Annotated in this window: 10 protein-coding genes; 3 read left to right on the top strand and 7 right to left on the bottom strand. The window is 49.1% G+C overall.

The features are described from left to right. Nucleotides 1–202 precede the first annotated feature (202 nt). Complete coding sequence (maoP, locus tag IE055_RS02995) at nt 203–1,834, bottom strand: DUF413 domain-containing protein (protein WP_189398503.1); 1,632 nt, start codon at nt 1,832–1,834, stop codon at nt 203–205. A gap of 332 nt (nt 1,835–2,166) precedes the next feature. Here maoP and IE055_RS02990 point away from each other — a divergent pair, with 332 nt between their 5' ends. Continuing rightward, nucleotides 2,167–3,003, top strand: coding sequence for a hypothetical protein (locus IE055_RS02990; RefSeq protein ID WP_189398502.1), 837 nt, complete (start codon nt 2,167–2,169; stop codon nt 3,001–3,003). Nucleotides 3,004–3,471: 468 nt separating this feature from the next. Then, on the top strand, nt 3,472–4,431 hold the full coding sequence (locus tag IE055_RS02985) for a transposase (RefSeq protein ID WP_189398501.1): 960 nt from the start codon (nt 3,472–3,474) through the stop codon (nt 4,429–4,431). Nucleotides 4,432–5,136: 705 nt separating this feature from the next. Here IE055_RS02985 and IE055_RS02980 read toward each other — a convergent pair. The 6 genes from IE055_RS02980 to IE055_RS02955 form a co-directional block, all read right to left on the bottom strand. Beyond that, entirely contained in the window at nt 5,137–5,628 is a 492-nt protein-coding gene (locus IE055_RS02980) for a 2-hydroxychromene-2-carboxylate isomerase (RefSeq protein ID WP_189398500.1), read from the bottom strand. Between the two features lie 82 nt (nt 5,629–5,710). Next, entirely contained in the window at nt 5,711–6,115 is a 405-nt protein-coding gene (locus IE055_RS02975; protein ID WP_189398499.1) for a hypothetical protein, read from the bottom strand. Between the two features lie 355 nt (nt 6,116–6,470). Continuing rightward, entirely contained in the window at nt 6,471–7,244 is a 774-nt protein-coding gene (locus tag IE055_RS02970; protein WP_229794098.1) for a class I SAM-dependent methyltransferase, read from the bottom strand. A 46-nt stretch (nt 7,245–7,290) separates the two neighbouring features. Next, nucleotides 7,291–8,475: an enoyl-ACP reductase FabV gene (gene fabV / locus IE055_RS02965; protein WP_189398497.1), complete on the bottom strand. Its 1,185-nt coding sequence runs from the start codon at nt 8,473–8,475 to the stop codon at nt 7,291–7,293. An 87-nt stretch (nt 8,476–8,562) separates the two neighbouring features. Next, nucleotides 8,563–10,461, bottom strand: a complete 1,899-nt coding sequence (locus IE055_RS02960) for a SurA N-terminal domain-containing protein (RefSeq protein ID WP_189398496.1) — start codon at nt 10,459–10,461, stop codon at nt 8,563–8,565. Between the two features lie 114 nt (nt 10,462–10,575). Continuing rightward, nucleotides 10,576–12,402 (bottom strand): monovalent cation:proton antiporter-2 (CPA2) family protein, encoded by a 1,827-nt coding sequence (locus IE055_RS02955; RefSeq protein ID WP_189398495.1) that lies wholly within the window; start codon nt 12,400–12,402, stop codon nt 10,576–10,578. Between the two features lie 146 nt (nt 12,403–12,548). On the opposite strand from IE055_RS02955, the gene IE055_RS02950 reads away from it, so the two are divergent. Beyond that, nucleotides 12,549–15,308: a M16 family metallopeptidase gene (locus tag IE055_RS02950; protein ID WP_189398494.1), complete on the top strand. Its 2,760-nt coding sequence runs from the start codon at nt 12,549–12,551 to the stop codon at nt 15,306–15,308. Nucleotides 15,309–15,406: the final 98 nt, after the last annotated feature.

The raw sequence follows: 15,406 nt of genomic DNA, 5'->3' as shown, positions 1-15,406 counted from the left end.
TCCTCTCCCTCTATCCTCTTCCCAGCGCCCTCTCCATTCGTGGACACCCACTTTATTACCACTCACCGTGGGATACGGCTTGGTTCAGTACCTGTATTTAAATCTCCCTGTTCTCATGCAGTGTGGATGACTGACTGGAAAGCCATGACTAGCGCCCCCTACAGATCGAGCGTGTATCAGCAGGATTCCTGGTTTGTTGGCGTCACTTTTGTAGTCCGCATCCAGCGATAGACAACTGATTTAGCCTCACAAACTTGCACCATGTCTTTTCGATATGGTTAACGGGCTTTCTCTCGCCCAGCGCGGTTGAGACAAACCGCTTCTGATCGGCATTCAATGGCGCTATTTTTCGGTCTGCCAGCGCATGCATATAGGCTCCCAAGTACCGCAGGCTGTGTTTTTGCTGGTCAGAATATGCATGGTTATTGCTCACATCGAATCCATCGGCGAGGAGATAGTAATAATGTGCCGGAGGCAGATTCGTTTTCGCTTGTGATAGTTCGTCAATTACATAATCAACTACCGTATCCTGCGCAAGCATTTCTGAGTGTGAGGAATTGAAGCCAATTTGTGTAAACGCTGCCTTTTGCGCCTCTGCTCTCAACTGGCTCGATAAGCTAACAACCCCGTCACTATTCTCCCGCAACCTCGACCTGTTGGGCTTTTTATAGGCATAGAGCAGTCGATGCTCGACCAGTGGATCTGTCGGTCTCCGATACAGATTTTTTATGAACTCGCCGTCTGGGTCCAAATCTCGCCAAGCAGGCAGAACCATGGGCGCCATCTTGTGACCCTTTGCTGCGGCGGGATGCCCGCCAAAAGGCGATGCCATGGAAATAAACACAATACGGTTCTTAGGTTTTTTTTGAATATTTAGCGCTTCCTTTACTACAAGTCCGCCCATACTGTGAGCCACAATCCAAATGGGAAGCTTCTCGTCTACCGGGATGACCCGCCCAGATAGAAAAATGTTTTGAAAAAACAAGGCCATCTGATCTAGGTCGCTGCCGGACGGATAATAAAAAAACCATGGCCGGAATCGTCTGCGATCCATCTTTTCGAGAATGTGTTTAAACTCGGCCGGGGTACCCCCTATTCCGTGGACAAAGATTACAGGAATCTTGTATGGCACATCTTCTTCCAAAGCATAAAACATGGTTCTTGCTTTCTCGAGAAATGCAGCCGGATGATACAAACCCAAAGTGGCTACGTCGCGGTCGAACAGCGGATCGTTTATATCTCGGATTGTGCCTGCAGGGTAAAACAGCGAGGGTGTTTCACCGCTTGAAACTGCGGCAGTAAAAGTCACTGTGTATTTTTTTTTCAGTGGTTCTTCAAGTGGAATGTCGAGGTCTCCGATAACCGTTTGTGTGACTTCATCGGGAATCCATACTGCGCGTTCCCCGACCACCTCAGTGGGTTCGTAGCGCGCATTCGAATTCAGGTCTGTAAAAACAAGAAATTGGTATTCGCCCGGAGGAAGGTTCAGACCATAGTGCGTGTTAGCGCGTACACCGTGCATTACGTCTACAAGCTCAGATTTTAGAAATTGATTCGATATCGCTGCGACGGCGAAAGTTTTATCAGTATATATCGAGTCAATATCATCCAAAGTGCCGTAAATAAAAACAGTTTCACTAGCAATGAGATGTCTCAAGTTGGTCATGCTTGGTTCCTGACTTTGCAGCCGCCGGTACTCAATCTGAACCAGCACATTATGCATATACGAGCATGACGAGGTCGCTACACAAATCAGAATAAGCGGCAGTAGATTCAGAAGCTTATAGAGACGCATCTGCGACAGCCTCAACACAGTTTTTACCGAACCTTTCATGTCACACACCAATGAGATTTAGCCATAGATATTAAAAAAAACCACGAATAATTGAACTTGCCATTTTGTATGGAAATTGTGTCTTAACCCAAGTATGAAATTTTCAATGTACGCTCGCACTGCCATTCGCATTCAAAGGGCATTCACTTGATTCACAATTTTGAGTGCAATTCCCTACCGTGGACACCCACTCGGCTCTGCCTACATACTGTCCATGCCGAACTTCCCATATTTCCAATAAAAACTAATATTTCTGATACAAATGGAAAATTAGGACGCCGCTGGGGGTTATAGTCATTACTCTAACACCGGTATCAGCTAAGGAGATAAAAATGGATGATAAGGAAAAACCAAATTTTAACCCCGTTTTATATATCGCCGATGGCCCGGTAGATAAAAATCCTGCCCACGACACTTGGCTTCATAATATTGATGGCGTACCTAAGCTATCGCCTGAGCGCCCCAAATCTGGTAGTAATGTTGCCCGACCTACTCACCAGCTAACTGAACTTGGAACGCGGTATGTAGCGAACGTCATCAAAACAAAGGTGGACAAATTTCATAATACGATTAATGAGCTCTCGTTCACTGATGATACTGGAACGCTAGTAGATCAACTCGTATACGCCCCGTTGGTGGCAAATAGTGAAATTCTTGCTTTCTTCGGTGGCAAGCTTATTTCTCCCGGAGAGTGTTTCAATCTTAACTTCAGTACCATCGAGATTCACACTTACACTTACGGGATATGGGCCATGTTCCAATCACCTTATCTTCCTGCTAGTCGCAACCGTGATCTCTTACCCCATAATTGGGTTGATTTTGAACACCACGCATTTCCACACGTGTTCTGCTCCCAAGCAAAGCAGCACCTCGTAATCTCCCTCGCCCGCTACCAACCTGCTACTAAGGAGATCCGCCTCGCCGATGTTTGGGTCCCACCGAAGCATATGCTCTATCTACCCGAGACAATCGAAAGCAAGGAGCCAAATAGTCAGATCTTCACACTGCACGGGAATCGAAACTCTGCGCTCGCATGTAGGGACGTCGACGCGGTGAACAGTATTAAGACCCAGACAATTCTCGCGAAACTTGACTCTTGTGGCAAACAGATCTCATCGTCGTTCTACCACTCGCAAACACCAACCGTGCACCGCTCACCGTTGAACTGATTTAGTTACCACTACTGGCACCCAATGCGAACAAAAACTCACCAACGGGACTCAACATGAGTGGTTTTTTCGACACTGCGTATTACACTCGCTTCCCGCCGTGCAAAGCGAGCACTGGTAGCGTGTTTGCAACCCCATGCGTAAAAGCTCCTCGTAGGTGAATTTGAGATCACGAAACACTGTTTCATAAATCTCGTTGTTCAGAAGGCGGTTCGCGCATAGTTTACCCGTTATCGAGTCTCCGCTATCGTGTGTTTGATTTGACGTTAGTATCTGCTTGGTCGTCCAGTAATATTCCTTAGGATCCCAGGTAAATCCCGCATGATGCAGATACGATATTCGATGCGTCGCTGCGGTATGCCAACTATAACTCTCTGTAAGTATCTCTTTGGACATCCACTTATCTCTTGAACTCTACCTAAGTCTATGAGACCTTATTAACTCAACGGATTGAAACAGGAGGCAAGGATGGCGCTCCCACGCAAACAATTAGTGTCGCTCAGTGACACGCCCTTTTATCATTGTGTTTCTCGCTGTGTTCGGCGTGCCTATCTTTGCGGTTATGACCGAGTGACTGCAAAGAGCTATGAACACCGTCGTGATTGGTTGGAACTAAAGCTTCGTCGCACTGCCGACATATTTGCAATCAAATTATGCTCTTATGCAGTGATGAGCAATCACTTCCATGTCGTACTGCATGTCAGACCCGATATCGCAAACGCGTGGTCTGAACGTGAAGTGGTCGAACGATGGAGTCGCCTCTTTTGCGGCACGCCGTTTTCACAGCGGTTCATAGCAGGCGAACCACTCAGTGAACAACAATGGGCGGTGCTGCGGCGAGATATCAAGTGCTGGCGAAAGCGCTTAATGGATATATCTTGGTTTATGCGCATTGTGAACGAGTCCATTGCTCGGCAAGCCAACAAAGAAGACAAGTGTACTGGGCGATTCTGGGAGGGAAGGTTTAAGAGTCAGGCCTTATTGGATGAGCGTGCGCTGCTGTCCTGTATGGCCTATGTGGACCTAAATCCCATTCGAGCCAAAATGGCAAACTCGCCGGAAAAATCCGCTCACACTGCCATCAAGTATCGAATCGAAATGCTGAAACAAGGTATTTCAGATTGCTCCGGATTAGAACAATTTGTTGGAATAACGGAGCATGGAATAGGCATCCCTTACAGATTAAAAGACTACTTTGCTTTAGTCGACTGGACCGGGAGGTGTATCCGACCTGACAAACGCGGATCAATTCCAGACCAGCTCCCGTCCATTCTACAGCGACTCGACTTAGACATGGCATCTTGGATGATACTCACCACGGAATTTGAAAAACGGTTTCAGAGCTGGGTTGGGAGTGACCATATCGATCGGCGTGTGTGTCGTGGCATCCCAGTCGAAAAACCGCCTTGCTCGCTTAGCCGACCCTAAACGCATAAGCACCCGAACACTAGTCATCATCACGTCAGTGAGGATAGTGCTCGCCTTGTGTTTACCCAAGAGCATAGCCAGGCGGTATGTCCACCCGTCTAGTACAAATTGACTAGCCGTCCGTCCATTTTTTTAAGAAAAATTGCCTTCAGATAGGCTAAAACAATTCAAACCAACTTTTTAGATAGTGGCTGTCCATGTTTTGTTTAGTCATTTAGTCTAGTCAGACAGTGGCTGTCCATGTTTAGTTACCCAGCACTGCAATATGCAATAAAACAATAATAATTCTAGTTTTAATCATTTATTTACCAAATATTAAAGAACGTCCCAACCACTTGGGATACCCGAGCCACTAGGATGAGGGTTAGAGTTTGTCCCCCAACCACAACTATGTCCCCACTCATGTACAGCCGTTCTACCCCAAGACTTATCGTTGCCAAGGTTAGTACAGACAAATGCACTCTTACTTCGAATACCAAGAAAACTCCGGTTATATCCCAAATACGGAGGGTCACCATCACAACCGCCATCACATTTTACCGTCAACTTTTTAGACAGTGGCTGTCCATGTTTTGTTTAGTCATTTAGTCTAGTCAGACAGTGGCTGTCCATGTTTAGTCAAGACAGTGGCTGTCCATGTTTAGTCTTTTCATTCAAACCAACTTTTTAGATAGTGGCTGTCCATGTTTTGTTTAGTCATTTAGTCTAGTCAGACAGTGGCTGTCCATGTTTAGTCAATACTTTCGCACTTGGAGTCGAAGCTTGATCAACAACGGTATCTTTGCACCCCGCAACCGATGGAATGCACGACTTTATGACTTTTGAATCGGAAATATCCAGATCCATTGCAAAATTCGCGCTATAGACTGATCGTATAAAATCAGGAATCCATTTCTCTGCCGCGTATGTACATGCTATCCGAGAAGCTAAAAGGCCATTCCTCGGAAATACGGAAGGCTTTTTGAGTGGAATACTTTCTGCTTCACAAATCCGCTCCATATCTCTCCACATATACTTACCTTTAGCATGATGTGTATTGAATGGAGAGTCGTTCCACCCTTGATTATTGAATATAGGGCAGAGCAAAAATGGCTTCCATAGCAACTCTAGATTATGCGCACCAGCAAGATGCTCAATTCTCATTGCAGCCGGGTATGAATACGTACTACCAAATTCAAACCAAAATTCTAGTTGCATCTATCAAGCACCACCGTATTTGTATAACGCCGTCCCGCGCAGTGAGTGAACGAACGAAGCAAACTTTGCAAACTTGTTAATGCTAATAGCTTTCTTCAACATAAGATGTATCTTTAAATGATATATAGCAGCCGCTTTCTAAGTCTTCTACCGTATATGATGTTCCATCATAGAGATAACGGCCAAAATCACTTCTTTGACCCATCTGTCTTATTTTGATTTTTTCTATCTTGCTGAAATCAGTAATAGGCTCTGTTGTTAGGGCCACTTTAGTGATGCTCAAATTGTGATTTATTAGGACTGAATCAATAGTATTTCCACTCTGGACTTCGTTGAAAACAATTTTTTTTAATCTGCTTGGAAATACTTCCCAAATTTGTTGGGCCAGAGGATGATGAAACTTGCTTCCGTCCCAAGAAGGTGATCCTACGGATTCGGTGTATTTCTGTTCGTTTTGGCCTTTGCCTTTAAAGTAGTCATCAACCATATCGCTTCGCGCATTAACAGCTTATTATTGAGCGCGCTCGATTTCGCCCAAATTGATATTTCGAGAAACTTTCGTATCCCTCTGTTTTACCTCTACTATTCCTCATTCCTTCGTATTCCCTTGGTTTAAAGTGCGCCTGCGCCATATCAATCCTAGCAGTGCGCAATAACATTCTCAATGGAATATATAGGGTATTGTTTTTCTTTGCTTTTCCAATATCAAGAGTGGCACAGTGAACGCGAGTTTGGGGCAAAGCGACCGCTTCTACGAAAACCATACAGATATGCTGTTTGTTTACCCAAAAATTTTTAGATAACCAAAACAACGGACTTAGGTAGTCCAATCGTGCTCAAGCTCAAAGGTACACGTCGTACTGCACCAACTTGCTACTGAAATTTGTACTGGGGTTTGCGACCAGGGGTTCTGCGTGTGTGGGGCGCTTGACGACTACGCGCGGGTATTGGCTGTCGATCATGGTTTGTGCCATCTGTGTGGCATCTTCATCGGCTCCAACCCACCATTGCAAGAATTGCATTTGTTTGTTCACAGCGGCTGATTTCTTACGCTTGGGGGGGAACATTGGGTCGAGGTAAACGCAATCAATGTCACTGACAATCTCATTGGTTTCCTCACCCGAGTCGCGCCACAACACGGTTGGCGTTGTTACCTGATTTTTGACTGCCCAGTCGGTGTGCTTGAGTGCGCCAAACGCAGCAGACAACACCACGGCCATCAGTGGATCACGTTCCTGAATGGTGACTTGGTAGCCCTGCTGACACATCAACAGCGCATCCCCGCCCCAGCCGCCGGTGGCATCCAGCACGTGGCGTGTTTTGCGCCCAAGGGCTTGATTGAATGCACCCTGTTTGGGGGCTGGAAACGAACGTTGGCTAGTGACCTCGGCGGGCATATTTAAGTCGATAGTGAGTCGTTCCCGTTTGGATTTTTGCCAGCTAAGACTGACGCCCTGCTGGGTTAGAGCCAGTTCAATATCGCAGAACTCGGAGCGCTGGTTGAGCTCGATACCAGAAACACGAAGAGGCGCTAAAAGCGCCTCTGTTAGAGCTGGTTCCAGCGTACTGTCGATTGACAGACTGCTGCTTTTTAGCTGGAACCAGAAGTGTGACATCTGTTGCTGGCCGAGCGAATCCACTCGGCAAATGCACTATCTTAGATTACAAAAATTCGGCATCAACTAGCGGACTGACATCGGCGTCGTAATCCACACCGTCAATTTCGAAACCAAATAAGCGCAGAAACTCTTTTTTATAGCCATCGAAATCAGACAACTCATGCAAATTTTCGGTCGTAACCTGTGGCCAAATTGCTTCGACTTTGGCCTGCATCTCTGGCGTCAACTCAAGCTCATCGACACGGAAACGGTTGTCTGAATCCAGGCGTGGTGAGTCCGAGTAGATGCATTCTTTGAACAGACGGTCCAATTGCTCGATACACCCTTCATGCGTGCCTTCTGCCTTCATTTCCTTGAACAGAATTGAGAGATACAGTGGCATGACAGGAATCGCAGAACTCGCCTGCGTTACCACGGCTTTAAGCACAGACACGTTGGCTTGCACTGGCAAGTTGGCGTTCAACTCAGCGGCAGTGGTGTCCAAGTGTTCTTTGGCTTTACCGATTGTGGCATGGCCGTAGATTGGCTTGGTCAGCTTCTCTCCGATGTAGGTGTAAGCAACGGTTTTTGCGTTGTCGGTTAACACACCTGCCTCATGCAGCGCATGGATCCACAACGACCAGTCTTCGCCACCCATGACTTTGATGGTGTTGGCGATTTCTTCTTCTGACGCTGGCTCGACGGTGACCTCACCGACAATTTGCGTGTCGGTGTTCAGGTTCTTAGCGGTGTACGACTGGCCAATTGGCTTCAAGGTCGACATGTAGGTGTTACCACTGATGGGGTCAGTGCGTCGAGGTGACGCCAAGCTATAGACCACCAGATCAACCTGGCCCATGTCAGCCTTGATTAAGTCGATTACTTGCTGTTTGGCTTCATTCGAAAATGCGTCGCCGTTAATGCTTTTGGCATACAGGCCATCGGCCTTGGCTTGCTTTTCGAACGCCGCTGAATTGTAGAACCCTGCCGATGCGGTGCGCTTCTCAGTTGGTGGCTTTTCAAAAAACAAGCCTAAGGTTTTTGCACCGTAGCCGTAAGCAGCGGTGATTCGCGAGGCTAGACCGTAGCCGGTTGAGGCGCCGATCACCAGGACATTCTTTGGCGTATCGTTGGTGCCAGACATATCTTGCTGCTTGATGTACTCAATCTGCTGCGCCACGTTTTCAGCACAGCCTACTGGGTGTGCGTTGGTGCAGATAAAGCCTCGAACTTTGGGTTTGATAATCATCGCTGTTCCTTACTAGTTTGTGGAGCTAGATAGCAAGTGGTTGGCGCTAAATCAGACTTAGCGCCACAACCACGATTGCGACCTCGATTACAACAGGTCTTCGTTAATTTCCAGATTCAGCTGGTCACTCAAGCCATCAATGTACGCTTCGACCATGGCGGTACCATTACGCTGACGCAGAATTCGACGGGTCGCATCTTTGATCGCATCACTCACATTGGCCAAATCGCCAGGCGCAATCTGAGTTAAACGCACGATATGAAAATCACCATTCAAGCCGGTGAATGACTTCACCTTGGTGGCGGTATCATCGAGGCGCATTTTTATAACTTCGCTCATGACGGCTGGCGACACCTTGCGTTCGGTGTCCAGCATCGAGACGGTGTAGGTTTCGACCTTGACCGCGCTGTCCTGTGCCAAGGAAGACCAGTCTGAATTGGCGCGCGCTAGTAAGTCGTCACCCGTTTGCTTAGCTAGTGCGATAGCACGCTCGTTAATCAACGCAGATTTGATTTGCGCGCGAACTTCGTCCAGTTGCTTAGGCGCGGCAGAATTAAATTCTTTCTTACGTAACGCCAGGTAAACACCATCAGTCAGCTCAATCAGTTCTGAGTTGTAGCCATCAGTCAGGACCGCGTCGCTGAAGGCGGCTTCACGAACCACTTCATTACTGGCAATGCCCGTGCCTTCGGTACGCGAAAACAGATCTGAGCTTCGTACTTCCAACTCGGCCATCTCGGCTGCTTTGGCCAGGCTCTCGGGGTTTTCGAACAACAAGTTGCGCATTTGTTCAGCCAGTTCAGCAACACGCTCCTCAGCAAGACGCAGCTGCTCTTCTTCCTGCAACTCAAAACGCTTGGCAGCAAACGGCTCGGGTTCAGTGGCATTAATTTTTTCGACTTGAATGATGTGATAACCAAACTGCGTTTTTACCGGATCAGAAATCTCACCTTCGGTTAGGGCAAACGTTTTTTCGTCGAACTCAGGCACCATTTCGCCACGTTCCACGTCGCCCAATGAACCGCCATTACTGGCAGAACCAGGATCGTCCGAGTTCTCGGTTGCCAGGGTAGCGAAATCCGCGCCTTGACGCAGCTGCGTTACCAACTCTTCCGCTTTAGCAAGTTGCGCAGCTTCACTTTCGCCATCATTGGTGCTCAACAGAATGTGTCGTGTGGTGCGCGTTTCATCAGACTCGTAGCCAGATTTGTAACTTTCGTAGGCTTCTTGCAACACCGCTTCTTCTATTTCAATGCCTTCTGCCACGCGTTGAATGTCTAGCTCAACGTACTCAACGGAGACGCGGTCTGGATTTTGAAATTGATCGATATTGTCTTGATAATACTGTTCGATGTCGGTGTCAGATACTTCGATTTGGTCACGAAAATCCGACTGACTGACCGTAATTAAGTCGAAGCGGCGTTGTTCGGCCTGAATCTCCAGTAAGCGACGCACTTCGCCCGGCAGTACCAGTGCAGACTCTTCGTAGCCAGAGACAACCTGACCCAGACGCTGAGAGCTCTTAAGTTCTGTCTTATAGGTGCGGCCACCGCCACGCCCATAACGCGCCATTTGCGCATTAAACAAATCCTGATCAAACTGACCATCGGTTTGGAAAGTGGGGTCTTGTAGGATTTCGTTGGTGACCTGTTTGTCACTGACTTCGTAGCCGAACTTGTTGGCCACATAGTTCACCAGCTCCTGATTCATCATGGACTGCAATACGCTGGTTTTGAATTCCTTACTATTGAGAATACCAGTGCTGGCCAGCTCCGGGTTTTGGGCTAGGCGCTGATTCTGGATCTGCGACAAACGAGCCTGAAAATCAGGTTGCGTAATTTTCGCATCACCGATCTCGACGATCGTTGGACGTGCTTGAGTGTCAGCGTATTGTTGCACGCCGAAGAAAGCCATTGGAATGATAATAATGGCGGCAATGATCCAAGCAAACCAGCCTGAGGAGCGGTCACGGATTTCAGTTAACATAGCGGTTCCTTATGTCAGGTAGGATAGTTCTAATATTTGCAGCGCGCCATTATAGTCCAGGCCGTCGCTACAAAAAAGGTGATTTAATTCAGCTTTGCCCTCGAGTGCCGCGACTCAGTCGGGTGTGTCGTCCGATCGTGCGGCATCGCGTGCGGCATCTTCCATCAGGATAGTGCGTAAATCCTCGACATGTTGCCGAATTGCACGCCCGTAAGATTGGTCGTCTCCCCAAACATCGGCCAGCTTTAATAACGTGGCTTGATCGTGCTCACTAAATATCTGCATCATGCGTTCAGCTTCTTCGCCGTCTCGACCGAGTATTTTTAATGCGTCCACCCCAAGCTCAAGCGCAGGATGAAAGACCTCTCGCCGGATTGCTTCGACCTCTTCAGCAAGCAATTCATAAGTGTGGCGTCGATCCACTGCGCGCGCCACGATTTTCATAGTCGGAAAATGTTTTTTGGCAGTACGTACGATTTCGAGCGATTTGTCGACGTTATCCACCCCCACAACCAACAGCTTGGCACTCGCGGCGCCCGCCGCTGCCAACAAGTCTGCACGAGCTGCATCGCCGTAATAAACCGTGCTACCGAAACGCCTTACTAGCTCAATCTGGCTAGCACTGTGGTCTAGGATCGTTAAATCATAGCCCGCACTGGAAAGAAACCGACCGATAATTTGTCCAAAACGCCCGTAACCCGCAATGATAACGTCACACGTCGGCGGTACATCTTCTGTTTCGTGGTCAAAATTGGCTTCTTGATTAACGCGATTTGCATAGGCTTCAAAAGCCACGAATAACAACGGCGCCATTAACATTGACAATGCCACAACAATGGTCATCAGACTCGTTGTGTGGGCATCGAACACGGAAAACTGCAGTCCAGCAGATGCTAGGACAAAGGCGAACTCGCCACCTTGAGCCAACGCCGCGGTAAACAGCAGCGCGGGCATTTTGCCCATTCGGAAGATTTGACTCAAGCCTAATAACACCAGTGCTTTTATAGCGATCAGAGCCAGCACTAACACACCAATCAGTCCCAGGTTAGACGCCACCACCGAAAAATCAATATTCGCGCCTACGGTGATGAAAAACAGCCCTAGCAACAGACTTTTAAACGGTGCGATATCCACTTCGATTTCATGTCGAAACTCGCTTTCAGCCAACACCACACCGGCCAAAAAGGTACCCAGGGCCGCGGATAAGCCAATAGCCGACATTGCAAGCGCAATACCAACAACCAACAACAGCGCAAATGCGGTAAACAGCTCGCGCATATCGGTGTCAGCAATAAAACGAAAGATTGGTCGCAACGCGTACCGACCAATCAATACAATCAGGGCAATGCTCCCCAGTGAGGCGATCACTTGTAGCCAGGTTGGCAAGCCATTTAACAAATTGCTCGAGTGGTGCGCGACCTCATTCGAGACCGGCATGGTGGCCAGCAACGGGAACAAGGCTAGAATTGGAATCACTGCAATATCCTGAAACAGCAACACCGAGAAGGCATTCCGACCAGCTGGCGTATCCAGCTGACCACGCTCAGATAGCGACTGGATCACGATCGCTGTAGACGACAACGCTAGGGCCAAGCCAATAGCGACACAGGTCTGCCACGGCATTGACGACGAAAATCGCAGTGCCAGCGTAATTGCACTGGCGGTCAGCAGCACCTGGAGTCCACCTAAACCCAGAATCGGTTTACGCAGGCTCCACAAACGACTCGGTTGCAGCTCCAAGCCAACCAGAAACAGCATCATGACGACACCAAATTCAGCCACATGCATGACATCGGTCTGATCACCGACCAAGTGCAGCATACTCGGCCCGATCAGAATCCCTGCCAGCAAATACCCGAGCACCGAACCCAGCCCCAAGCGCTTGGCAAACGGCACCGCCACCACGGCGGCCAACAGATAAATAAACGCGCTTACTAACATTGCTGTCTTACCAAGCGATTAACGCCACTTAACTTTCCACCAGAGCATGCTAATCTTGCTCAATCTTTAACATTGAATGACGCCCGAATGCAGCCACTGCACTGCGGGAACTCACCTAAATACCATTAACCTCAACACGTGCACTTATGACTATTAAGAAATCTCTGCATCACTTCATCTGGCTTGCCGCACTGGCGCTGCTTGCGCCCGCTATGGCTGCCAATGAAGATCTGGATATTCCCTACACCAAATACACACTCGACAACGGTCTGACCCTGATTGTACATGAAGATCACAAGGCACCAATCGTGGCAGTCAATGTTTGGTACCACGTTGGCTCCAAGGACGAGAAAGTTGGGCGTACCGGCTTTGCGCATTTGTTTGAGCATCTGATGTTTAACGGTTCAGAGAACTACGACGACGAATGGTTTAAGGCACTCGATCGCGCTGGCGCAACTGGCATCAACGGCACCACCAATCAGGATCGCACTAATTACTATCAAGTGGTACCAAAAAATGCACTGGAAATGACCCTATGGCTGGAATCTGATCGCATGGGCCATTTGTTAGGCGCCGTGACGCAGGAAAAGCTCGATGAGCAGCGCTCGGTGGTACAGAACGAAAAACGGCAACGCGAGAACCAGCCTTATGGCAAGGCGTTTAGCACGATTTTCGAAAACGCTTACCCGATTGGACATCCGTATTCCTGGCCGGTGATCGGTTCAATGGAAGACCTTGACTCCGCCTCACTCGACGATGTGCATGAGTGGTTTAAAACCCGTTATGGGGCCAGCAATGCCACCATCACGCTGGCCGGCGATGTCGACCCGGAACAAGCCAAAACCCTAGTTGAAAAATACTTCGGCGACATCGAACCAGGGCCACCACTGGTACGCCACAAAAAATGGGTGGCTAAACGTCGCGGCCAACGTGAGCAAACCATGTATGACCGAGTGCCACAGGCGCGTCTATATAAAATCTGGAACGTGCCAGAATGGGGTTCAGCGGAGGCTGACTACCTTGATCTAGCGTCCGGCGTACTGTCGAATGATAAAGAGTCGCGCTTGTACAAACGCTTGGTGTATCAGGATCGTTTGGCGTCTGACATCCAGGCCTTCTCATTTAATTCCGAGATCGGAGGCTTATTTGGCGTGATCGTGACAGCACTGGAAGCAGAAAAATTAGATCAAATCGACCAGATTATTGATCAGGAATTGGCCACTTTCCTGGCCAAAGGTCCGAGCAAAGACGAGTTGGAGCGTGTGAAATCCAGTGCTCGAGCCAGTTATTTGCGGAGCTTGGAACGTGTCGCCACCAAAGCAGACATCCTGGCAAAACACCAAGTATTCACCGGCTCGCTTGAGACCATGTCAGCACACAATAAGCGCTACCTGGAAGCAACCGCTGAACAAGTGCAAAACACCGCACGTGCGTGGTTGAGTGACGGTGAGTACAAGTTGCGAGTTGTGCCATTCCCAACGCTCGCCAGCAAACCGAGCACGGTAGACCGCAGTGCCGGCCTGCCCTCGCCAGGCACGCCGCCAGTGGTAGCGTTTGACACCATTCAGCACGCCACCTTAAGTAATGGCTTAAAAGTGCGATTAGCAGAACGTCATGATGTTCCCGTGGTACGTATGGAATTGCTGGTCGATGCCGGCTATGCCGCCGACAGAACCGTCAAGCCGGGCACTGCCAACATGACTATGAATATGTTGGACGAAGGCACCGCCAAATTTAGCGCACTGGATATCAGCGCTCGACTTGCGCGCATGGGTACCGGCATTTCGAGCGGCGCGAGTCTCGATTCTTGTTCCGTCAATTTAAATACCCTGACGGAGCATCTCGAACCGTCACTGGAGATTTATGCGGACATGATTCTGCATCCAAACTTTCCAGAGGCGGAGTTGGATCGACTCAAACAACGCCAACTGGCGGCCATTGCTCAGGAGAAAAATACGCCGATTGGAGCTGGACTGCGTTTACTGCCGACGCTGCTGTATGGCGCAGATCATGCCTACGCCGCACCATTCTCGGGCTCTGGTACCGAGCAAAGCGTGGAGCAAATGACCGTGGCTGACCTTGCGCAATACCACCAAACCTGGTTTAAGGCTAACAATGCCACCCTAGTGGTGACCGGCGATATCAGTATGGAAAAATTAGTACCCTTACTGGAAGGGTCGTTGGCAAAACTACCCACTGGCGAGGTACCGACTAAAGATATCTCTCGCATTGCCCCGTTGACCGAACCGGTGGTGTACCTGGTTGATCGACCTGGCGCTGAGCAGTCGGTGATTTTCGCGACCAGCATGGTGCCGGAATACGGCTTTGACGATGAGCTACCCTTGAGCATGATGAACGAGGTACTGGGCGCAAGTTTTACGTCACGTATCAATATGAATCTGCGCGAGGACAAAGGCTGGTCTTACGGTGCTCGCAGTGTGATACGCAGCACGCAGTCGGAACGTCCGTATATTGCCTATGCACCAGTTCAAAAGGACCAGACCGCCGCATCGATGCTGGAGATTCGAAACGAACTAGCGTCCATCCAATCTGATCGACCCGCCACTGATGACGAACTCGCCGCGGCGCTTGATAAGCGCATCTTAACGCTGCCAGGTCGCTGGGAAACCGCAGGCGCAGTTGAAGCTGATCTGACGGCGATGGTTCGCTATGACCTGGCGGATGATTACTGGGACAACTATGTTAACGATCTGCGCGCATTGAACCTGCAGCAAATCAACGACGCGGCGAAACAGTATCTACAACCCAATGCGATGTTGTGGCTGGTGGTTGGAGATCGAGCGTCAATTGAGCAGAGCGTGCGGGATGCAGGCCTAGGTAAGGTAATCGTGTTAAATGCGGAAGGTGAGCCAGTCACAGACGCAACCGCAATCAACGCAGAGTAAACGAAGCTTTAAAAGCTGGCCGGTTCGTGGTGACTGGCCAGCTTATACTCGATAGCAGCTGCTCACTGACTGCTGTTAACTCACGGCAGCGATTCGTC

The organism is Arenicella chitinivorans (assembly GCF_014651515.1).
Classification (GTDB): Bacteria; Pseudomonadota; Gammaproteobacteria; order Arenicellales; family Arenicellaceae; genus Arenicella; species Arenicella chitinivorans.
This window is presented reverse-complemented; position numbering and strand designations above follow the sequence as displayed.

What these genes read in the sequence shown, in the direction of transcription:
- IE055_RS02990 (WP_189398502.1), top strand. Translation starts at nt 2,167, where the DNA reads ATGGATGATAAGGAAAAACCAAATTTTAACCCCGTTTTATATATCGCC.
- IE055_RS02960 (WP_189398496.1), bottom strand. Translation starts at nt 10,461, where the DNA reads ATGTTAACTGAAATCCGTGACCGCTCCTCAGGCTGGTTTGCTTGGATC.
- IE055_RS02980 (WP_189398500.1), bottom strand. Translation starts at nt 5,628, where the DNA reads ATGCAACTAGAATTTTGGTTTGAATTTGGTAGTACGTATTCATACCCG.
- IE055_RS02955 (WP_189398495.1), bottom strand. Translation starts at nt 12,402, where the DNA reads ATGTTAGTAAGCGCGTTTATTTATCTGTTGGCCGCCGTGGTGGCGGTG.
- fabV (WP_189398497.1), bottom strand. Translation starts at nt 8,475, where the DNA reads ATGATTATCAAACCCAAAGTTCGAGGCTTTATCTGCACCAACGCACAC.
- IE055_RS02950 (WP_189398494.1), top strand. Translation starts at nt 12,549, where the DNA reads ATGACTATTAAGAAATCTCTGCATCACTTCATCTGGCTTGCCGCACTG.
- IE055_RS02985 (WP_189398501.1), top strand. Translation starts at nt 3,472, where the DNA reads ATGGCGCTCCCACGCAAACAATTAGTGTCGCTCAGTGACACGCCCTTT.
- maoP (WP_189398503.1), bottom strand. Translation starts at nt 1,834, where the DNA reads ATGAAAGGTTCGGTAAAAACTGTGTTGAGGCTGTCGCAGATGCGTCTC.
- IE055_RS02970 (WP_229794098.1), bottom strand. Translation starts at nt 7,244, where the DNA reads ATGTCACACTTCTGGTTCCAGCTAAAAAGCAGCAGTCTGTCAATCGAC.
- IE055_RS02975 (WP_189398499.1), bottom strand. Translation starts at nt 6,115, where the DNA reads ATGGTTGATGACTACTTTAAAGGCAAAGGCCAAAACGAACAGAAATAC.